The 22,378-nt window shown below is 42.9% G+C and carries 19 protein-coding genes; 14 read left to right on the top strand and 5 right to left on the bottom strand.

The window, feature by feature from the left end; translation table 11 throughout:
• Nucleotides 1–246 precede the first annotated feature (246 nt).
• The 3 genes from FQ082_RS12115 (at nucleotide 247) to glyA (ending at nucleotide 3,798) form a co-directional block, all read left to right on the top strand.
• Entirely contained in the window at nucleotides 247–1,584 is a 1,338-nt protein-coding gene (locus FQ082_RS12115; RefSeq protein WP_149493278.1) for a GNAT family N-acetyltransferase, read from the top strand.
• Between the two features lie 52 nt (nucleotides 1,585–1,636).
• Nucleotides 1,637–2,143, top strand: coding sequence for a chorismate--pyruvate lyase family protein (locus tag FQ082_RS12110; RefSeq protein ID WP_149493276.1), 507 nt, complete (start codon nucleotides 1,637–1,639; stop codon nucleotides 2,141–2,143).
• Between the two features lie 398 nt (nucleotides 2,144–2,541).
• Entirely contained in the window at nucleotides 2,542–3,798 is a 1,257-nt protein-coding gene (gene glyA / locus FQ082_RS12105; RefSeq protein WP_020442674.1) for a serine hydroxymethyltransferase, read from the top strand.
• A 102-nt stretch (nucleotides 3,799–3,900) separates the two neighbouring features.
• Here glyA and gltS read toward each other — a convergent pair whose 3' ends face one another.
• The 4 genes from gltS to FQ082_RS12085 all read right to left on the bottom strand — a co-directional run bounded on the left by gltS (nucleotide 3,901) and on the right by FQ082_RS12085 (nucleotide 7,859).
• On the bottom strand, nucleotides 3,901–5,175 hold the full coding sequence (gene gltS / locus FQ082_RS12100) for a sodium/glutamate symporter (protein WP_149493275.1): 1,275 nt from the start codon (nucleotides 5,173–5,175) through the stop codon (nucleotides 3,901–3,903).
• 88 nt (nucleotides 5,176–5,263) lie between these two features.
• Entirely contained in the window at nucleotides 5,264–5,638 is a 375-nt protein-coding gene (locus FQ082_RS12095; RefSeq protein ID WP_149493274.1) for a barstar family protein, read from the bottom strand.
• A gap of 1 nt (nucleotide 5,639) precedes the next feature.
• Nucleotides 5,640–6,395, bottom strand: a complete 756-nt coding sequence (locus FQ082_RS12090; RefSeq protein WP_262498220.1) for a ribonuclease domain-containing protein — start codon at nucleotides 6,393–6,395, stop codon at nucleotides 5,640–5,642.
• 162 nt (nucleotides 6,396–6,557) lie between these two features.
• Entirely contained in the window at nucleotides 6,558–7,859 is a 1,302-nt protein-coding gene (locus FQ082_RS12085) for a glutamate-5-semialdehyde dehydrogenase (protein ID WP_149493271.1), read from the bottom strand.
• A 355-nt stretch (nucleotides 7,860–8,214) separates the two neighbouring features.
• On the opposite strand from FQ082_RS12085, the gene FQ082_RS12080 reads away from it, so the two are divergent.
• From FQ082_RS12080 to FQ082_RS12035, 10 genes are all read left to right on the top strand, one after another.
• Complete coding sequence (locus FQ082_RS12080) at nucleotides 8,215–8,541, top strand: hypothetical protein (RefSeq protein ID WP_149493270.1); 327 nt, start codon at nucleotides 8,215–8,217, stop codon at nucleotides 8,539–8,541.
• Between the two features lie 172 nt (nucleotides 8,542–8,713).
• The gene (locus FQ082_RS12075; RefSeq protein WP_149493269.1) at nucleotides 8,714–9,511 is read left to right on the top strand and encodes an ABC transporter ATP-binding protein; all 798 of its coding nucleotides are present in this window, start codon (nucleotides 8,714–8,716) and stop codon (nucleotides 9,509–9,511) included.
• Between the two features lie 340 nt (nucleotides 9,512–9,851).
• On the top strand, nucleotides 9,852–10,652 hold the full coding sequence (locus FQ082_RS12070; protein ID WP_188018953.1) for a transporter substrate-binding domain-containing protein: 801 nt from the start codon (nucleotides 9,852–9,854) through the stop codon (nucleotides 10,650–10,652).
• An 86-nt stretch (nucleotides 10,653–10,738) separates the two neighbouring features.
• A complete protein-coding gene (locus FQ082_RS12065) occupies nucleotides 10,739–11,671 on the top strand; it encodes a transporter substrate-binding domain-containing protein (RefSeq protein WP_011512696.1) in 933 nt (310 codons plus the stop codon).
• A 99-nt stretch (nucleotides 11,672–11,770) separates the two neighbouring features.
• Nucleotides 11,771–12,688 carry an ABC transporter substrate-binding protein gene (locus FQ082_RS12060; RefSeq protein ID WP_149493266.1) on the top strand — a complete coding sequence of 306 codons (918 nt, stop codon included), beginning with the start codon at nucleotides 11,771–11,773 and terminating at the stop codon, nucleotides 12,686–12,688.
• Nucleotides 12,689–13,124: 436 nt separating this feature from the next.
• Nucleotides 13,125–13,859: an ABC transporter permease gene (locus FQ082_RS12055; RefSeq protein ID WP_020442682.1), complete on the top strand. Its 735-nt coding sequence runs from the start codon at nucleotides 13,125–13,127 to the stop codon at nucleotides 13,857–13,859.
• Between the two features lie 13 nt (nucleotides 13,860–13,872).
• Complete coding sequence (locus tag FQ082_RS12050) at nucleotides 13,873–14,598, top strand: ABC transporter permease (RefSeq protein WP_149493265.1); 726 nt, start codon at nucleotides 13,873–13,875, stop codon at nucleotides 14,596–14,598.
• A gap of 97 nt (nucleotides 14,599–14,695) precedes the next feature.
• Nucleotides 14,696–15,412 (top strand): fumarylacetoacetate hydrolase family protein, encoded by a 717-nt coding sequence (locus FQ082_RS12045; protein ID WP_262498219.1) that lies wholly within the window; start codon nucleotides 14,696–14,698, stop codon nucleotides 15,410–15,412.
• Nucleotides 15,413–15,685: 273 nt separating this feature from the next.
• Entirely contained in the window at nucleotides 15,686–17,896 is a 2,211-nt protein-coding gene (locus FQ082_RS12040; RefSeq protein ID WP_149493264.1) for a PhoX family protein, read from the top strand.
• A 230-nt stretch (nucleotides 17,897–18,126) separates the two neighbouring features.
• Complete coding sequence (locus tag FQ082_RS12035; protein WP_149493262.1) at nucleotides 18,127–19,590, top strand: esterase/lipase family protein; 1,464 nt, start codon at nucleotides 18,127–18,129, stop codon at nucleotides 19,588–19,590.
• Between the two features lie 244 nt (nucleotides 19,591–19,834).
• Here the strand turns inward: FQ082_RS12035 and FQ082_RS12030 are convergent, their stop codons facing one another.
• Nucleotides 19,835–20,815, bottom strand: coding sequence for an Hsp33 family molecular chaperone HslO (locus FQ082_RS12030; RefSeq protein WP_149493261.1), 981 nt, complete (start codon nucleotides 20,813–20,815; stop codon nucleotides 19,835–19,837).
• A 551-nt stretch (nucleotides 20,816–21,366) separates the two neighbouring features.
• On the opposite strand from FQ082_RS12030, the gene FQ082_RS12025 reads away from it, so the two are divergent.
• Nucleotides 21,367–22,359: a glutamate/aspartate ABC transporter substrate-binding protein gene (locus tag FQ082_RS12025; RefSeq protein WP_149493260.1), complete on the top strand. Its 993-nt coding sequence runs from the start codon at nucleotides 21,367–21,369 to the stop codon at nucleotides 22,357–22,359.
• Nucleotides 22,360–22,378: the final 19 nt, after the last annotated feature.

Genomic DNA, 22,378 nt, shown 5'->3' with positions numbered 1-22,378 from the left:
TATTCTATCAGTCATCAAGATTGATATCATCTTTTCCATGTAATTTGCCTGTTTTTAATGGCAGTTTTTATTACGTATGGCATCAAAGTTTTGTTTCGATCACACTAGTACGGCATCATTTCTTAAACGGTATCAATAATCCTATAACGGTTATATAAAATTCTTGCAAATTGTGACAGCAAAAAAATGCCAATTTGATAGGCTATATGATCAAGAAAAGTCATCAAAAAAAACAGTGTACTGATTATGAATTTACAATATGCGTTACTGAACGATACCAGTTGGCAAAGCCTAAGCGAGTGGCAAACGCCAGACACCCCTTTTATGTCATTTGCCTTTTGGCAAGCGCTTAGTGACACTGGCGCGATTGGCGAGGAGGCTGGCTGGTTACCTATTTATATATTAGTGCACCGTGTAGATGCCGATGATGATTTTGTAGTACAGCAAAATTTGTCTTCTGTAGAAGCTTCTATAAAGGTGAAGCAGCCGGTTGCCGTGATGCCCGTATTTATTAAAGGTCATCACCAAGGGGAATTTGTATTTGACCATTCATGGGCGCAAGCTTATGCGCAGTATGGTCTCGACTATTATCCGCGTTTGGTAACGAGCGCCCCTTATACGCCTATTACTGGGCAGCGTTTATGGTTGGCAGCAGGTGAGACGCTCGATGCTGACATTATAAAGACCGCTATTGCAGGGGTGGATGATATTGCGCAGCAAGTAGATGCTTCCGGCTGGCATGGGCTATTTGTCACACCTGAGATGGCTGCTATGGCTAACGCATCGCTGCCGACTGATATTGATATAGACATGGCGCTTAAAACCCAAGCAAATGGTGTGGCGGCAAAACCGATTGAGCTACCGATACTTGAGCGTCAAGGTTGTCAGTTTTTATGGCAAAATAAAAATCTAACTCAAAGTAATCAGCTGTTTACAGATTTTGAAGCATTTTTGACCACGCTTAAAGCCAAAAAACGCAAAACCATTCGAGCTGAGCGCAGAAAAGTTGCTGAGCAAGGTATTACGTGCCAGCGAAAATGCGGTGATGACATTACCGAGTCCGACTGGAAGACTTTTTATCATTGCTATGTAATGACTTATGCGGTACGTGGGCAGCAGCCTTATTTGACCATGGATTTTTTTAAAGCATTAGCGCAACATATGGCTGAGCATTTAATGCTCGCACAAGCACTTGATGCCAACGGTGAGATTATCGCGAGCAGTCTGTTTTTATATGATAAGCCTGACAATAAAACGGCAACTTTGTACGGTCGTTATTGGGGAGCGCTTGGTGAGTATGATAGCTTGCATTTTGAGCTGTGCTATTATCAAGGTATTGAGTTTGCCATCGAGCAAGGCTTGCATTATTTCGACCCAGGAACGCAAGGCGAGCATAAGCTGATTCGTGGCTTTATTCCAACAGCTACCCACTCACTGCACCGTATTTATGATGCGCGTTTTGTGCCAGCGATTGCTGATTTTTGCCGCAAAGATCGGCTACAGATGTCGCAATATCGAGAGCAAGCGTTTGAAGCTTTACCGTTTAATATTGATAATATGCCAATGTTTGATAATAATGAATAACCTTATCTTTTAACCATCTTCTACTTAATAAAGTACATATTAGCCGTAAACTATGACCTCTCATCTTTCTTGCGTAACCAATTCATTACCTCCAGCTGAGCTATTACCTTGGCTAAATATCGAAGGCTCTCTTACTGCCTTGCTAGAGGTAAAAGCCGGGCAGCCGCTACGTGTGGAGCGTCACTTTGAGGGTTATCGTCTCCTATCTTTAGCACAAAAAAAGCAATTGGGTATCAAAGGGGCAGCGCTTAGTCATCCACGGCTGGCATGGGTCCGTGAGGTATATCTATACGGTAATGACGAGCTACCATGGGTACAGGCGCAAAGCCTGTTTCCGTTATCAAGTCTAAAAGGCAGTGCCAGACGTCTACAGCAACTAAAAAGCACACCTATAGGTTATGTATTGTTTAATCGCAGTCGCACCTTGCCCAATCAGCGCTCTATCAAACATACGGCAGATGGCTGGCAACGGCAGACGCTTTATGATTGGCATGGTCGTTCTTTACTTATTAGTGAGACCTTTTTGCCACGGTTCTGTGAAAAACAATTGGATATTTAAGTACTTCATCAAAAAATTAAAACAACCAATTAATTAGCCAACTATTTTCCACTTTATTATTCAGATAAGTTTTTAGTGAATAAATTTTAATGAATTTACTGCTTCTATTTAGAGGATATATTGATAAGTTACTGAAAAAAATAGATTTAAATATAGAGAATTTTGCCTTGTCGTCTACTCAAAATAAGCTGATATTTTTTTGCGCTCGCAACATAAAGTTTCATGTTACACTTAAACTTTAGCGAGAATATCGATGCAAAAGAGTATCGAATTTATCCTTAAAACTGCAAGCTAATGATAAGCTCATGCCTTTTGCTTGCCTAGTTCAAACTTCTTTTGCTACTCGCTTCTTTCAACGACCGTTATTACTAATAAACGTGACCACTTAGGACTTTACTATGTTTAAAGATATCTCTATCAAAGATTTTGATCCAGTACTTGCTGAAGCTATGGCTGCTGAAAGCGTTCGTCAAGAGAACCATATTGAGCTTATCGCTTCAGAAAATTACTGCTCACAAGCAGTGATGGAAGCGCAGGGTACTGATTTGACCAACAAATACGCTGAAGGCTATCCTGGTAAGCGCTATTACGGTGGTTGTGAGCATGTTGACGTCGTTGAGCAACTAGCTATTGACCGTGCAAAAGAATTGTTTGGTGCAGAATATGTGAACGTACAGCCACACTCTGGTAGCCAAGCAAACTCTGCTGTCTTTTTAGCATTGCTTGAAGCCAATGATACTGTGCTTGGCATGAGTTTAGATGCTGGTGGTCACTTAACGCATGGCGCACATATCAACTTCTCAGGTCTAAACTACAATGCAGTACAGTATGGTTTGGTTGAAGGCACTGGTCTTATCGATTATGACCAAGTTGAGAGCTTGGCAAAAGAGCATAAGCCTAAAATGATCATCGCTGGTTTTTCAGCGTATTCACAAGTAGTTGATTGGGCGCGTTTCCGTGAAATCGCTGACGAAGTAGGCGCTTACTTGCTAGTGGATATGGCTCACGTTGCTGGTCTTATCGCTGGTGGCGTTTACCCAAGCCCAGTACCGTTTGCTGATGTAGTGACCACAACTACGCACAAAACCTTACGTGGCCCACGTTCAGGTATGATTCTTGCTCGTGATGAGAAGCTTGCTAAAAAGCTCAATTCTGCCGTATTCCCAGGCAACCAAGGTGGCCCGTTGATGCATGTCATCGCGGCAAAAGCAGTTTGCTTTAAAGAAGCCTTAGAAGAGAACTTCAAAACCTATCAGCAGCAAGTGGTTAAAAACGCTCAAGCCATGGCGAAAGTCATTCAAGATCGCGGCTATGAAATTATCTCTGGTGGCACTGAAAACCATCTGATGCTTATCAGCTTAGTTAAGCAAGAGATGACTGGTAAAGAAGCGGATAAATGGTTGGGTGACGCACACATTACGGTCAATAAAAACGCCGTACCAAACGATCCAAAATCTCCGTTTGTGACTTCTGGTATCCGTATTGGTACACCAGCGATTACCACTCGCGGCTTCAACGAAGCACAAGCAGGTGATTTGGCAGGTTGGATTTGTGATGTTCTTGACAGCCGTGGCGATGAAGCAGTGACTGCTGAAGTACGTGGCAAAGTAGAAGCGATCTGTAAAGAGCTTCCTGTATACGCTAAAAACCAGTAATTTCTGATTAATTGGTTTTATAAGTCAGATATAAAAAAACCGCTTAGCTTTGGCTAGGCGGTTTTTTTGTGAGTATATAAATCAGTTTTTTAATTTATCAAATCACATAAACGGCAATTTGGTAAATATCTGCAGGATAGTGGCGTTAACGATATCAACGAAGAATGCACCAACCATAGGTACAATCAAAAATGCCTTATGTGATGGTAAGTAACGATCGGTGACCGCCTGCATATTGGCAATCGCTGTAGGAGTTGCACCCATACCGAAACCACAGTGTCCTGCTGACAAGACAGCTGCATCATAGTCTTTGCCCATGAGTTTGAAGGTCACAAAGTAAGCATAGCCAATCATTAGAACAGTTTGTGACAATAAGATGATCAATACCGGACCTGCCAAATCTGTCAATTGCCACAGCTTTAATGACAATAAAGCCATCGCTAAGAAAAGACTCAAAGAAGCGTTACCGATGACGTCAATCGCACGGTCAAACATATCAAAGTTAAATACCATGGTTAAGGTATTGCGCAAAATCACACCACCTGCTAATGCCCATACGAAGGTAGGCAACTCAAACCATGTATCCTGTGCCAACAAGGTCATAAGATCAGCAAACGCCAGTGCTGCGGCAAACAGTGCCAATGATTCAATGGTAGACGATGCCGTAATCAGACGGATATTATCCGGTTTTTCAAACATCTCCTTATTACTATGAACTTCCTCTTCGCTGTGCTTGGTGCTATAGAGCGACTGCTCACTTGCCAGTTTTTCAACATCACTTGGGTTTGGATTGTCTGCTGTAGGCTTGAGACCAAGCTTTTTAATCAAGCGACGGGCAACAGGACCACCGATAATACCACCTGCTACTAAACCATAAGTGGCAACTGCGATACCCAGCGTCGTCGCGCCAACCACACCATACTGCTCCTCCAAAGTAATGCCCCAAGCACCAGCAGTACCATGACCACCAGTCAAAGCGATTGAACCGGTCACCAAGCCAAGCAAAGGATCAAGCCCAAGTGCGCTTGCCATTGCAACACCAAGGATGTCTTGCAAAATGATAAAGACAGACACGATAATGGTGAAGATCAGTAAGGGTGAGCCACCTGCTTTTAACCGACCAAAATCAGCGCTAAGCCCGATAGAGGCAAAAAACATCAGCATAGTTGCTGTTTGCAGTCCTTGATGGAAATTAAAGCTATAGCCCCAAACAATATTAAGAATATAAACGACAATCGCTGCGACCAAACCGCCTGCGACTGGTTCTGGAATATTGAAATCTTCTAAAAACTTAATTCTTTTGACTAAGAAGCGTCCAAGCAAAAGTACTAATGTGGCTAATATCAGGGTGTAATAGCCGTTTAGGGTGATTTCCATATGTTAATCCTTTCTATAAATATAAATTAACCTGAATTCGGGATAAATCTGTTTTTATCTCGAATTTAGATTCTTCTCTTACTAGCGACTAAGACAAATCATCAGACGCCACGACAATCCACAGTTGTGGTTTGCCAAATTCTTTAAAAGCATCTTCTATAATACTTTTGAAGACATTAAAATCTTCGGTGTTAATATTTTTAACCGCTGTTAAATCAAGTACCAAATGCTCGATATCACTGTCTGTTAAGCAGTCCCACGCTGCATCCCAGTTATGACCAAACCAACTTGGGAAATCGCATGCTTTCGCTAAGCTACTTAAGAGTGTTTCTTTATCTAATCGCTCTTCTATAGGTATAGCGATTGCTTGTTCAGGAATAGTAGCAAACGTTCTGCTGCTTTTACCTTTAACAAGGTTTTGATCAATGCTGCTTTGATTTACATAGTAAATAGCTTGAGTCATGTTATTTCACCTCCAGTTCTTGAAAGCTGCCGTAATGATCAAGGGTTAAATAATAAATGGTTGGCGGGTGACCGCCAGTGACAATACGCCGTGCACCGCGATGCGAAACGGTAGGTGTGGGTACAGTATATTCGCGATAGTAGCCTTGCGACTGCGCCGGTAACTTGCCTTCGCGATTATAGAAAGTGGTTCCGTCTTTGTTAGGATAAGGGAAGGGTCCACCTTGCTGAATAAGTGCAATGGTTTGATCTATTTGCGCATCACCAGTGATAGCTGCTGCATTTGAATTACTGGCAGATTCAATATGATTTTGCGATAGAGTAGTAGATGGCGCGCTATCGGCAAAAAAACTGGATTTCAAATCAGTAAAGAAATAAACCGCAACAGCGATAATGGCAATCAAACTGAATAGGGTAGAGAAGCTGCTTTTCTTATTTTGGCTGCTACGATTATTTTTGCTAATATGGTTTCGATTGTTTTTCTGACTAACATTATCTGAGCTGCGATGCATTGAATTTGCCACTGAATTGGATGCTGGCGTCTCTAAAATACTCAATTCATCCGATGTGACTTCGGTGGCGCGCAATTGATTTTTGTCATTGCGCTCACTATTAAAATAAATCCGCTGCCCATTGCTGATAGGCTGCGCCATTCGCACGGATGTTATGTGAAAAAACACATCTTCACTCTGATTGTCGACATCGATAAAGCCATAGCCTTTATCAGAATTCCAATGCTTAATTTTGCCACTTTGCATGGGCATCCTCGTCCTATCGATAGATTTTTATCACGTAAAATAATGGCTGTATGTCATACATAATATAGTTATTAATAATAAAAAAACGCCAGCAATTAAGCTGACGTTCTGTAACAATTATACTGCAGACGACATTATAGATTGTAGTGAAGACGTAATAAATTAGGCACGCGTTTCGCCATGACCATAAACGATCCACTTTTGTGAAGTTAAGCCTTCAAGTCCGACAGGTCCACGTGCATGAATCTTGTCAGTTGAGATACCAATTTCGGCACCAAGACCATATTCAAAACCATCGGCAAAACGGCTAGAGGCGTTAATCATCACGCTTGCTGAGTCGACTTCGCGGATAAATCGCTGTGACTTGGTATAGTTATCTGTAATGATAACATCGGTATGATGACTGCCATGGGTGTTGATATGCTCAATCGCCTCATCAATGCCGGATAAGATTTTAATCGCGAGGATAGGGGCGAGATATTCGGTATCCCAATCTTCCGCGGTGGCGGCTGATAAATGGCCTTTAAGGATAGTGTTATCGTTCAGAATAGCCTGCGCTTTATCATCAAGGCGCAATTGCATCGCATTATCGGCTTCAACGATGGCTTCGGCAATTTTTGGTAACAGCTCATCAGCGATGGCTTCATCGACCAACAAGGTTTCCATGGTATTACAAGTACCATAGCGATGGGTTTTGGCATTGACACTTACATTAATGGCAATCTTGGGATCAGCATCACTGTCAATAAAGGTATGACAGTTGCCATCTAAGTGCTTAATGACAGGCACGCGCGCATCGCGGCTTATACGTTCAATCAGCCCTTTACCGCCGCGTGGTACGATAACATCAACATATTCTGTCATAGTAATAAGCTCACCAACGGCAGCACGGTCAGTGGTCTCTAGCACTTGGACACTATACTCAGACATACCAACGTTTTTTAGTCCTTCTAAAATACATTTGGCAATCGCTTGATTGGACTCAAATGCTTCAGAGCCGCCACGCAAAATAATGGCGTTACCTGACTTTAGTGCGAGCGAGGCTGCTTCCAAAGTGACATTGGGACGCGACTCATAAATCATACCGACCACACCAAGTGGCACGCGCATTTTTCCCAGATGAATACCCGACGGACGATACGTCATGTCGGTAACCTCACCAATAGGGTCAGGCAATGCCGCAACGTCTTTTAGACCTTGTAGCATGCCATCAAAACGGGCATCATTTAACTCCAAGCGATCAAGCAGCGCAGCATCTAGGTCGTTCTTTTGTCCATTGTCCATATCAACTGTATTGGCGGCTAAGATATCTTGCTTAGCGCTCTTTAATACATCGTGAATCGCCATCAGTGCAGCATTTTTGTCACCCGTATTGGCAGCAGCCAGTGCTCTGGATGCAGCGCGCGCTTCTTTACCAACATTTTGCATATAAGCGGTTACATCTGTGGTATTGGTTTGACTCATAAATATTCTTCCTTATAGTTATAAATAAAAAACAATCAGTGTTCTTTAGCGCTCTAATGGCACTCTGCTATTTAACATAGAGGAGATTAGGTCGATAGTAAAGCCGATTTTGTGAATAGAAGTCACTTGTCTTTATATGATAGTCATGATTGGGCATTGGATTTATGGTTACGTATTTTTAACAGAAATAGACTGCAATTACTAAGGTAGTCGCTATGAATCGTCCGTATAGTGAGCGCTAAGCAACAAGAGATTCATTTTAGCTTTAACACATTATTTTTAAACTCGCTCGGCTACAGAATAGCTATTCATAGTAGAAATTAATGATAGTAAATAAAAATATTGGAGAATAAATATGACCATTGACCAACAACAAATTCAAAAATCTGGCGCGTACAAAAACTGGTTGGGCGTTGGATTGGTTGCAGCGGCATTGACGCTAAGTGCCTGTGGTAAGAAAGATGAGCCACCGGTAGAGACGGCGCCAGCAGTCGATGCGCAGACTTCGGTAGAAGATGAAGCAACGGGTGTGGCTACTGCCGGCAGTGCTGACGATGTTGCGGTAGCAACTGCTGACAATGATATGGCTGTCAGTAGCACGGATGATGTGGCCGTAGCATCTGCGGATGATGCAGAGGTGATGGACGGTGCTGAAAGCGAAGAACACGTCTCAAGCTACTAATGTGGCAGATAAAACAGCGCTCACGCTATTAAGATGATAAAATAAGGCCCATAATTGACTGTATATTATGGGCCTTATTTTATAAAGGTAATTTATTGCCAAACGCCTTTTTAATGCTAAGTACCTTTTTACGTCATGTTTTCATTCATATTTATTGGAAGTCTGCTAAACCATGCTTGATACTGCAAATAATCCGACTCGACCTATCGCTTTAGATTTACAAGATATCCATAAAAGTTTCGGCTCATTGGCCGTACTGAAAGGCGTATCTCTAACTGCCTATGACGGCGATGTTATCTCTATTTTAGGCTCGTCTGGCTCAGGTAAGTCGACCCTGCTGCGCTGTATCAATCTGCTTGAAAAGCCCAATCAAGGTCGCATTATTATCGGTAAAGATGAGCTGATGCTAAAGCCAGCTAAGTCAGGCGAATTGCAAGCGGCTGATATCAAACAGCTAGAACACTTGCGCGCACGCGTGGGTTTTGTCTTTCAGAATTTCAATCTATGGCCACATAAAACGATTATTGACAATATCATTGAAGGGCCAATACAAGTCTTAAAAATAAAAAAAGACCAAGCCATTAGCGATGCTGAAAAGCTGCTCGATAAAGTCGGTTTGCTTGATAAAAAAGACGCTTATCCTGCTAATCTGTCTGGTGGTCAGCGTCAGCGTGTTGCTATTGCACGCGCCCTTGCTATGCAGCCACAGGTATTATTGTTTGATGAGCCGACATCTGCATTAGATCCTGAGCTGGTCAATGAAGTGCTTGCGGTGATGCGAGAGCTAGCCGCAGAGGGACGCACGATGCTGATTGTGACCCATGAGATGCGTTTTGCACGTGAAGTTTCTAGTAAAGTGGTGTTTTTACACCAAGGCGTTATTGAAGAGATTGGTACACCTGAGCAGGTCTTTGATAACCCTAAGTCTGAGCGCGTTAGAGACTTTATGGCTTCACATCGTCAAAATTAATCCATTGCTTAAGTCTAGTAAAATCGCAATCTTAGCAATAATTGTTTAAAACGCTAAGATTGCACATCAGTAAGTCTATTCGTGCCTTTATTACTCAATAATCACAGTCGGTATGCAAAACGTTTGTTTTTGATATTCCACTCAGGTATTATCAAAAGACTTGTGAGCGGGTATGCATAGCACTTCTCCATATACCTAAATATCTCACAGCCTGAATATCCAGTTGCCTGAATCTGAGTAACTTATCTGGCAGGGACGTCAGAGAAAATATACCAGAACGCTGTATTAAAAATTAGAGATTAAAAATCATCTTAAAAATCCATCAGAATTTAAGGAACGTATGATGTCGAATTCTCGCCTATTGTGGTCATCGATGACCGTTACTGCCGCGCTCATGTTAGGGGCTTGTAGCCAACCTGCCAATGACGCTGCTGATACCAATTCAGATGCACCGGCAGCAGGAACCGCTGGCAAGACCATTCGTATTGCGACTGAAGGCGCATACCCTCCTTTTAACTATACCAATGCCGATGGCAGTTTGGCGGGTTTCGATATCGACGTTGCCAATGCTCTATGTGAGCAGATGCAAGCCAAATGTGAAATTGTCGCTCAAGATTGGGACGGTATTATTCCGGGTTTATTGGCGCAAAAATACGATGCCGTTATCGCTGGTATGTCTATCACCGCTGAACGTCAAGAAAAAGTCGATTTCAGCGAGCCTTACTTTGCCAATACGATGGTTTGGCTGACCGATACCAAAGGCAGCTTTGATCCTAAAGTCATCAAAAATCTGACGCTTGGTGGTCAACGCTCAACGACGCCGGGTGCTTATTTACAAGACAATTATGAAGGCAAAGACGGCAATACCGTTAAGCTTTATGACAATTATGACAATGCTTATTTGGACCTTAAGTCTGGTCGTAGTGATGTTGTATTGGCTGAAAAAGTATCAGCAAAATCATGGTTAGCAGACAACCCTGAAGGCTTCGGTATCGTGGGTGATGAGATTGACAATGATGACAATATTGCGATTGCTGTTCGTAAAGGCGATGCCATTAAAGAAGACTTTAATAAAGCGCTGAGTGAAATTCGCAGTAACGGTGAGCTTGCCCGTCTTGAGCAGAAAAACTTTGGTCAATAATCTGTAATCATTAGCGTCGATTGTTTATATCCGTCTTAAGCAGCGGATATATATACGGCTGGTAAATATATTAAGGAATAACCACTATGATCATTTCAATGACCTCGTCAATGACCAAAAAAGCCTTGTGGTTAGCGCCACTAAGCGCTGCCATGCTGATGCTAGCTGGCTGTAACAACAGCTCTACACCGACAGAAAGCACTGAAACAGCTGCTGCAACTGATACGCCTTTAAATATCAAAATCGCGACAGAATCAAGCTACAAACCGTTTAGTTATACCGATGCTGATGGCAAATTAATCGGCTATGAGATTGAATTGGTTGACGCACTATGTGCGCAAATGAAAGCCAAATGCGAAGTGATCTCACAGGATTGGGATGGCTTGATTCCAGGCTTAAATGCGCAGAAGTTTGACGCTGCCATCGCTGGTATGTCAATCACCCCTGAGCGCAAAGAAGTGGTCGAATTTAGCGAACCTTACTTTCATAGCGGCATTATCTTAATCGGTAAAAAAGGCGACGATGTTAGTGTTGACGCTCTAAAAGGTCAGCCAATTGCCTCACAGCGTTCAACTGTTGCCTCGCAATATCTACAAGATAAACATGCTGATGCTGATATCAAACTTTATGATACTCAAGACAATGCGTATCTGGATCTAACGTCAGGTCGTGTGCGGGCGATGATGTCTGATAAAGTGACTGGTATTGACTGGCTAAAAACAGAAGCTGGTAAAGACTATGAGGTCAAAGGTCAAGAAATCAGCACCAATGATGATGCGATGGGTATTGCTTTCCGTAAAGGCGATCCATTGGTTGCCAAATTCAATAAAGCCTTGGCTGAGCTAAAAGACAATGGCACTTATGATCAAATCACGGGTAGCTATTTTGGTACCAGCTCAACCACTGCTGCTCAAAAAGCAGTCGCTACTAGTGATATCAAAGAAGTAGTAGTCATGGATAAAGCTAGTGTCGATGCTGATACGGCGATTGCTAAAGAAGAGCAAGCGACAGCAAACTAATACCTGTGATGACAAATATGTATTGATCCTAAGTTTTGAGGAATGCATATTTGCCAGCACTTATCAAAATTTCACGACGTAATAAACTCAAGGATGATTATGAGCAACCATCTTGTCATAGGCTCAAATTCAGTGACCAGTCAGCGGTTTTTAAAACCTATGCTAGCAGTGGCAGCATTTTTAGCTTTAGTCGGTTGTAGTAACGGTCAAGATAAAGGGGCTGAAAATACTAACTCAGAGGCTAATAATACTGCGGAGACAGCTGAGAAAAAAGCAGATGCGACAGAGGGTAATGTGCTGCGTATCGGTACTGAGGGTGCTTATGCGCCCTTTAACTATACCAATGCAGATGGCACGCTCGGCGGTTTTGATATCGAAATTGCTAATGCTATCTGTGCTGATATGCAAGTAACTTGTGAGATTGTGGCGCAAGATTGGGACGGTATCATCCCCGGTCTCAAGGCTGGTAAATATGATGCTATCGTCGCTGCGATGTCAGTCACCCCTGAGCGCGCTCAACAAGTCGCTTTTACGGATCCGTATTTTAGCAATGCGCTAGTGTTTTTAGCCAAAAAAGATAGCACCTTTGACCCTGCTAAGGTGACTGATATTAATGCCCACTCTATCGCCGCTCAGCGCTCCACCATCTCATCACAGTGGCTAGAAAACACTTATCCAAAAGCGGATATGAAGCTATATGATACATTAAGTAATGCGTTTTTAGACTTGGGTGCCGGTCGCGTCGATGCCATGATATCGGATAAACTGCCAGCGATTGAATGGCTCAGCTCGACGTCCGGTAGCAATTATGTGCTAAAGGGCGCGGAGATTGACATCAATGATAACTTTGCGATTGCCGTCCGTCCGAATGATGAAGCTCTACAAGCAAAAATTAATACCTCATTGAGCAATATTAAAGCCAATGGCACTTATGATAAGATCAATCAAAAATACTTTGCTGTGCCAGCAAGTGCGACACTAACAGAAGCACCAGCTATAGATAGTGTTACACAGTAAAGGCTCAGTAGTATTACGGTTTTCACGACTGCATTCATATTGTGTTAATAAGCATGAGGACATCGCCATTATGGTGATGTCCTTTTTCTTGTGTCCTTATTTACAGTCACACTATTATTGTAAGCATTATTAACCAACAGATTTGCTGTTCTTTAACCAAATTATCGGCCTTTTAAAAAGATAGATATCTATTTAGGCGGTGCTTTTACACGTCAGTATTAACATAGCGGCGAATGAATATGATAAAATCAGCGCTCATTTCTACTGTGTCAATTATCGCGGCAGTAATCGTATTAATCTAGCGTCAGTCTATGACGCAAATGACTCATATTTATTAGGTCTAAAGTACGTTTATTAACTGTATTCAGCTATTGATGCTGATTTTTTTAACTCATATTTTGCAATTTGCTAATATAAAGAGACTGAGTGGATAATCGTGTTTGACTTACAAGGATTTGGCGCGCTTTTATTGAGCGGCGCTACCGTCACCATACAGCTTGCCATGACCAGTCTGATCATCGGCATGTTCTTAGGTTTGCTCGGTGCCACAGCAAAGCTATCTAATATCTGGCTGCTGCGCAAAATTGCGACTGTCTATACCGCCACGATGCGCGGTATTCCTGAGCTACTATTGGTACTGTTTATCTACTATGGCGGCTCTATACTGCTAATGAGCATCCTCAAAAAGTTTGGCTATAACGACTATGTCGAGATTAGCGCTTTTTGGGGCGGCGTGATGGCACTTTCTATTGCTTTTGGTGCTTATGCGACTGAAATCTTCCGTATGTCGATTCAAGAGATTCCTATAGGACAGCGAGAAGCGGCGCAAGCGATTGGTATGCGTCCTTTTCAGACTTTTTATCGCATAACCTTACCTCAAGTATGGCAGATTGCATTGCCAGGTTTGGGTAATCTATTTTTGGTTTTGCTTAAAGATACGGCACTGGTGTCGGTCGTAGGTCTCAAAGATATCATGTATCAGTCCTCGCGCGCCGCGCAATCAACACAGCAGCCATTTACCTTTTATATGGCAGCGGCAATAATTTATTTAGGTTTGACCATGCTGATTACTGGCTTTATGATGTGGCTTGAATGGCGTGCCAATCCGGCGGCGCGTTATGCTAAAAAGCTCAGCCGTCAAACCACTCACCGTCAATCGACCATAGGATAAAGGGGAAGACACTATGGATTGGAATTGGCAGGTTATTTTTGATCATATCCCAGACTTACTCGGTGGCGCGGTATTGACCGTACAGTTGGTTTTGTTCTCGGGTATTATTGGCTTATTTTTTGGTTTGGTTTTGGCGCTGTTACGGTTGTCTAAAAATTGGTTGGTACAGATACTCCCTTTTCTGTATATCTTCTTTTTCCGTGGCACACCATTACTTGTACAGATATTTTTGATTTACTACGGTCTTGGGCAGTTCGAAGCGGTACGTAATTCGTTCTTGTGGGAGCCAGTTCTTAGCCAAGCTTACTGGTGTGCTATCATTGCCTTTACGCTAAATACTAGTGCTTATTTAGCCGAGATTATCCGCGGTGCGATTCAAAATATTCCGGTGGGTGAGCTTGAGGCTGCTGATGCAATCGGGATGTCAAAATGGCAGAAACTGACCCGTATTACGTTACCGCGTGCTTTTGGTATTGTAATTCCGGCATACAGTAATGAAGTTATCTTTATGCTAAAGGGCAGTGCACTCGCTTCAACAATTGCTTTAATGGATATCACAGGCGTTGCTCGTACTATTAGTGCGCGGACCTATACCTTGATGGAGTTGTTCTTCGCTGCTGGTATCGTTTATCTATTGTTATCGTGGGTGATTCTGTTTAGCTTTAGAATGTTTGAAAAGCGCATGAATCGTCACGCAAGCTATGTGCCACCAGATTTGACTACGCATACCGTCGGCTAATGATTTGTCATGAATAAAACTTATCATAAACGTTGTGATAAATAGTGCAGTATGTTTCGTTTTTTAAAATATCAACAATTTGCTGTGAGCGCCTAGTATGAGCCAATCACCATCTATATCCTTAGTCGATACAATTGCTGCCAGCGTCAAGGATGACGAGAGCATTGCCACCATTAACGATAGCGTACGAGAATCTATCGGCAAGGTCATTTGCGTTGGCCGTAACTATGCAGAACACGCGCGTGAGCTTGGCAATGAGATACCAAAATCGCCTATCTTATTTATGAAGCCAGCATCTTCCGTGGTCAGTGTGCACAATGATATTGTCCGTCCAAATCCAGCGCTATATGGCGACACTCATTACGAAGCAGAGCTATGCATTCAGCTGGTAGGCGACTTATCGGCAGCAACGATTGAACAAGCAAAGCAAGCGATAGGTGGCGTGACTTTGGGGCTTGATTTGACCCTGCGTGACTTGCAAAGTAAGCTCAAAGAAAAAGGTCATCCATGGGAGCGTGCTAAATGTTTCGATGGTGCTTGTGTGCTTGCCGATTGGATTGATCCGCAAGCGTTTGGTGATTTTTGCCATGTCGAATATCAGCTCTATATCAATGACGAGCTGAAGCAAGATGGTGATAGTGCCTTAATGCTATTTCCAGTGTATGAGCTACTAGCAGAGATTAGCCATGCCTTTAGCTTACAAGCAGGCGATGTGATTATGACTGGTACGCCGAGCGGCGTTGGTGTATTGCAAGCAGATGATACGCTAACATTCAAGCTTGGCACTCATGAATGGCAGGTGCAAGTTCGATAATTTCTTATCGCAGCAGTATCATATAAGTTTTTACATGCATTGGCGCTATCAAAAAATCCCAAGTTCACACTTGGGATTTTTTTGGTTTATCAGTGGTAATAGCCATTTGTCATGAGGTTATCGTCACATTACTATCAAATTGGCATTTGGTTTTCAACATACTGTCATAAACACTCAGTAGACTTAGGCATAATTCGTATTTTGGTGATTGCAATTACAAGACTGCAATCAACTCTCTCATGCCAATCAAGCCTAACAGCAAGGTGACTGATAATGACATTATTGAATAGCAAACAACCACTTGCCCATGAAGTCGTTGAAGATTCTAATCCGACCAACAATATCGATTTTCAAACCATTATTAGTCGTCGTTTAAATCGGCGTAGTATCCTAAAAGGTGGCACAGGATTAACAGCGGCGGCGTTTTTTGGCGCGCTACCTTTAGTCGGCTGTAGCGATGACGATGACAATAACACTGTAAATCCTGCCAAAAATAATGGCAATGATGCTGCTGTCCCTGCACAAGGTGATCTCAAACGTCCCGAAACTTTGAAGTTTACAGCAGCGGCGCATTCGACTGCCGAAACGATGAGCGTGGCAGCAGGCTATAAAGCCGAGATGATATTACCACTTGGTACGCCGCTAATATCTGGTATTGATGACTGGAAAGACAATCGAGAGCAGTCGGCTGAGTCATTCGAGTGGCGCATGGGTGATAATCATGATGGCATGTGGTTTTTTGGCAAAAAGGGCAGTACCTATGACCCCAAAGCGTCAGAGAATGGGCTGCTGGTAATGAATCATGAATACGTAAACAGTAGTGAGCTGAGTCCGTTTGGCTATCATGTTATCCAAGATAACAACGCCGCGCCCATCTTTCAAAATCGTCGACTTGCTAGCGACGTGCGCCGTGAGGTTAATTGTCATGGGGTGGCGGTGGTCGAGATGAAACGCCGCGCTGATGGTATGGGCTATGAGATGGTGGCTGATTCGAAATATAATCGCCGTCTCACGAGTAGTAGTACGGCGCAGTTGACAGGACCCGTTGCAGGTTCTGATTTGGTCAAGACTAAGTTTGATCCGACAGGCTTTCAGACTCGCGGCATCAATAATAACTGCGGTGCAGGTTTATCACCTTGGGGCACTTATCTGACCACCGAAGAGAACTTTTTAGGGGTATTTGCCCGTGGGCAAGATGCTAGCCAATTAAGCGCTGGGCATAACTATGGTCGCGAACGCTACGGGGCAACGGAAAACTTCCCTGGTTGGGAGTATTTATGGCATACCCCTGATGCTAAAGATGCCAAGATAAGCGATGAGTTTTCACGCTGGGATATGACCGCCGCTAGTGCTAGCGCTGCAGACGATTATAGAAATGGCTTTAATACCTTTGGATATATCACCGAAATTGATCCTTTTGATCAGAATTCCATACCGCAAAAACGCACGGCACTAGGGCGTTTCGCTCATGAAAATTGCGCCTATGCACCTGTTGAACAAGGCAAACCGGTGGTTTTTTATATGGGTGATGATGCTCGGGGCGAATATATCTATAAGTTCGTCTCCAAAGCCACATGGTCAAATGCTGATATCGGCGGTGGATTAAAAGCAGGTGACAAGTATTTGAATGAGGGCATGCTCTATGTTGCCATCTTTAATGAAAATGGCCGCGGTGAATGGAAAGCGTTGATTCACGGTCAAAATGGACTGGATGTCTCCAATACGGTCTTGCCTTTTCATGGACAAGATGAGGTGTTGGTCTTTGCTCGTGCAGCAGCAGATGTGGTCGGTGCCACCAAGATGGATCGTCCAGAGTGGGTGTCGGTCAGTCCTATAACGGGCGATGTATATGTGACATTGACCAATAATAAATATCGTGGTGTACGTGATGATCAGCCACTTTCAGCGCCCAATCCGCGCAGCTATAATACTGGCGGCAAAGCGCGTGGTAATGACAATGGTCATATTATTCGCTGGGCAGAAGCAGGGGGCGATCATGCGGCAACCAGTTTTGAATGGGATATTTATTTATTTGCTGCGCCGAGTGATTTATCAGCAGAAAACTTATCACAATTAAATGACAATAATGACTTTTCTTCCCCCGACGGCTTATACTTTGATCCACGTGGCGTCCTATGGATTCAAACAGATGACGGTGCTTATACTGATACCAGCAGCTGTATGTTGCTAGCAGCGCTACCGGGCAATGTCAGCGATGGAACCCTCACTACTACGTCAGCGGGGCAACAAACCCGAGTCGGCATGCCTGCCAATAATGACAATATCAAACGTTTCTTCGTCGGTCCGGAGGGCTGTGAAGTCACAGGTATTACGATGGCCCCAGACTTTAAAACCTTATTTATTAATATTCAGCATCCGGGTAATACGTGGGGCGCTATTGCTGGAGGTAGTACACCACGCTCAGCCACCGTCATGATTACTCGCGAAGATGGTGATGTCATACTGGCAGAGTCATTTGTCTAGTTAAACATTTGCATTAGTAATGATGCGTCTTAACAAACATAAAAATCCTAAGTCATGGCTTTGGGATTTTTGTGTTTTAGGCGGTAGTTACTAGTGTGCAATTTTTGATATTGAATAATTACATGGCTTTTTGACAATAAAGATACTTGATAGTTAAATCATTCTCTTCTGTTTATGACCATTACAGGATAGTATGGAAAATCCCTTTAACTGTTTGATATGTCAACATTATGCTCAGTCCAAAACCTTTAGAAACTATACATGATTTATTTGCAACGACTCGGCGTCCTTCTGATGAGCAATCTGCTATCGATATAGGATTTCAAGGCGATGTCTATGAGGAACTGGATAAGCTTGACTATATCTATGTGGATGAGCTGACTGAAAAAAGCGTGAATCATAGTGATGTTCAACCGTATCAACCGCTCTCACTGGTTGGTTTTTTTGAAGGATTGGCACAGCTTGCGACTATGGGTGTGGTCGAGGTGACTGACATTGTAGAAGCCATCCACCGTGAGATATTACTGCGTCCTTTAGGGCGGTTTAATAAAGGAAATGTCGAGCGCTGGCAACAGGGTATCACGGGACGCATTTATGGTACGGTACGTCAGGCGATGCAGCTGATTGGTAATAATTTAGCCTCAGGTCTGCACCTTTATAATACTGTTTTAAAACCCAAAAAGGTCAGACTATTACCTAAGAACTTGCGGCGCATGGTCAATATCCTAAACGGAGTGATGGGTGATCATCTGATTACGCATCAAAATCCATTAGCAGTATCGATGGTGCTGTATGATACTAATAATCGGGTGCAAAGCGCTGTATTGTCAGGGCGCGTTATTATTCTATGCCATGGACTTTGTTTAAGCCACTTAAGCTGGAAAGTATCTGGTGAGAATAATCTGGCAAAAGCGCTCATGTATAGCTTGCCATCAGCGACTGTCTTGTACTTAAATTATAATACAGGTCGACGTATCTCAAGTAATGGACGTAGCTTTGCTCAAGTGTTGCAAGATTTGGTTGAGAATAACCCAGACATCACCCAGATTGATTTGGTCGGTCATAGTATGGGCGGTTTGGTAAGCCGTAGCGCGCTGTTTTATGGCAAAGAGCAAGGTTTTAGCTGGGTCAAAAGGGTGAGCAATCTGGTGACTTTAGGTTCGCCGCATCATGGCGCAAGTTTGGAGCAGATTGGGCATTTCGTCCAAGATAAAATCGCTAAATTGCCCTTTGCTGGGTCATTGGCAAAGCTTGGTGATATGCGCAGTGCGGGTATCATTGATCTGCGTTACGGTAGTATTCGAGATGCCGACTGGCAAGCGTTAGAGGGGCGTAGTGTGCTACCAGCAGATTTTCGTCATCCTACTCACTTGCCATTGCATGTGAATACCTATCTGGTAGCAGCAGTGATGGTCGAGACCCATTTTGAATTTAAGACCACAAGTTTATTGGGCGATGGGCTGGTTTCGGTAGAGTCAGCACTGGGTGAGCATACCGAAGAGCATACGCTGGTAGTGCCAGAGGGGCACAAAGCTATTTTTTATGGGATAAACCATATGAACTTAATCTACAGCGATAGAGTACATCAGCAAATCATTGCTTGGCTCTTGGATGATAGATTAGGCGATGCACATGAAGCAAAGTATGCGCTGAACCCGCGTATTTATTCTTATCCAGAAACCTATGAAGTTTAGAATAAGAGATACAAAATAATCAGACTAATGCTAAAAACCCTCAAGCATCATACTTGAGGGTTTTTTTATGACTGACTATAGTGAATTCAGTATTAAAACGATACAGTAGGACTGAGATGAATTTTACGCAGCCTCTGTCGGCGTAGGCACAGCACGCCAGAAAAATTTATACCAGTACTGCGTTGGAATATAACGTATCTGTTTTATTTGGAGTTGACTATACTTAAATCAATGAGATAAAAGACTACTCAGCAAAAATCGCTGCCACATCGTCTTCATTAAATTTATAAATCTCACCGCAGAATCCGCAATCCATCTCAAAGGTACCGTTTTGCTCTGCAACGATATCCAAGGCTTCTGTTTCGCCGATTTGCTCGATTGCCATTTCACACTTTTCACGTGAACACGTACAACCAAACGATAGCGAGATAGGCTCAGGAGCAACGACTTTTTCTTCATGATATAAGCGATACAAAATCTCATTGGTATCAAGCGTGGTCAATTCTTCTGCTTTCAGTGTACGCGTCAATACAGACAAGCGTGTCCACAAGTCATCATCAATACCAGCATCTTCATTTTGCTCAACTTCGTAGGTTTCTTGAGCGGTACGTGGCAGCATTTGCACCAAGATGCCACCCGCTTGTAAACCATCAGATGCCAAATTAATCAGCGTTGGAATCTGTGCCGATTGCTTTTGATAATGCGCCAAGCAATCTGCCAAATTGTCATGGCTACGTTCAACAATACCTTGATATGGCTCGCCGCCATCCGGTTGGATATTGATAAATAATACGCCTTGACCAGTAGCGCCCAGTTCAGCAAACGCTTCTTTAGCATGCAGCATATTATTCCACGCTTGTACGTGCTCGTCAGTATCATCTTTCCAGCTAGCAAGGGCGCGGATAATACCGTTTTGATCACATTCAGCCATCGCCCAATTCAGCAAACTATCGCTATCTGATGATTGCAATTGAATCGACAAGCGACCATTGATTTTAACAGTACCAATCAGCAAACTTGCAGCCGTCAACATCTCACCGAGTAAGCGTTTTAGTGCTTCAGGATAAGGCTTTTGCGCAATGGTCGTCGCATAGCTACGCGATAGGCGCACCAAATCACCGCGCACCGGAGAGTCTTCAATAAAAAAGCGTTGGCGAATGTCGTTATCTTGCATCAGATCAGTATTTTGTTCAGGGGCATTCGGAGTTTTGGTATCTTGGGTCATAGGTCATTTATAAGATTAAGAAGTTGCTAGCTTTATGGGGATAGGTTCGGATTTATCAATCGTATCTATAGTAGATACACTTTTTAAAAAATACAGTGCTATTGGGTTTAATTATTCGCAGCTTCTTTCTGCGTAGGCACAGTCAGCAAGCAAAATTGATACCAGTAGACCTTATAATTTTTGTATTTATTTTATTTAGGACTGACTATAGTAGATTGTTGACGTAAGAAATGACGTTTATAAAAAATGAATTTTTCTATTAGTCTTATCAAATACGTACCTATATTAATGACGTTAGAGCTTGTTTTATTTAGGGATTATCATCTCCAACAAATTAAAAACCAAAAATAGTCAGCTGAGTAAAAAAAGTTTACCCTCGTCAGTCAATTTGTTGTACAGTAACATTAAGTTGCATAGTGATAAACAACAGCAACAGCACGGATGCATAGCAATAGGGCCCATAAACGCAAATTTATAGCGTTTTTCTACGGTTTCTATCGCACTTAAATGTCATTCCAATCTTGTGGCAATGTGATAAAAGGACATATCTCATGACTTACTCTCTTTCTACCTCTATATCCAAACCATTAACGTTAGTTGCCTTTATGGCACTAGCTCTAGCAGGCTGTAACAACAATAGCCAAACCAGCAATGAGGCGACGCCAGCAGATGGAGCAACCACCGAGGCGACGGCAAATACCAACGGCACCTTAGATAAAATCAAAGAATCAGGCACCATCGTCGTCGGCCACCGTGACTCTTCTATTCCGTTCTCATACATCGCTGATGATCCAAATCAGCCGATCGGCTATGCTCATGATTTAGAGATGAAAGTGGTAGAAGCTGTCAAACAAAAGCTGAATATGCCGGATCTAAAAATCCGCTATAACCTTATTACCTCACAAACACGCATCCCATTAGTACAAAATGGTACAGTGGATTTTGAGTGTGGTTCAACAACCAACAATGAAGAGCGTCAGAAACAAGTCGCTTTCTCTAACGGCTTCTTTGAAATCGGTACGCGTTTATTGACCAAAAAAGATTCAGGTATCCAAGGTTTCGATGATTTAAAGGGTAAAACCTTAGTCACGACTGCAGGTACAACTTCAGAGCGTTATATTCGTGAATACAACGATGACAAAAAGATGGATATCAATGTCATTTCAGCAAAAGACCATGGCGAAGGTTTCTTGATGCTAGAGAACGGTCGTGCCGATGCCTTTATGATGGATGATGTATTGTTAGCAGGCGAAAAAGCCAAAGCCAAAAATCCCGATGAATGGGTCATTGTTGGTGAGCCACAATCGTTTGAGATCTATGGTTGTATGATGCGTAAAGACGATCCAGAATTTAAAGCGGTGGTCGATGAAGCACTAGCCAATGTCTTTAAGTCAGGCGAGATCAATAGCATTTATGACAAATGGTTCTTAAATCCAATTCCGCCAAAAAATGTCAATCTAAAGTTTGAGATGTCAGATAACTTAAAAGCATTGATTGCCAATCCCCATGATAGCGATCAGCCAAAAGTCGCGACTGCGCAATAACGCTTCTTGTCCCTCAACA

The sequence above is a fragment of the Psychrobacter sp. ANT_H56B genome (genome assembly GCF_008369245.1).
In the GTDB taxonomy this organism is placed as follows: domain Bacteria; phylum Pseudomonadota; class Gammaproteobacteria; order Pseudomonadales; family Moraxellaceae; genus Psychrobacter; species Psychrobacter cryohalolentis.
The sequence above is the reverse complement of the archived record's forward strand: the minus strand, read 5'-3'. Positions and strand labels throughout refer to the sequence as shown.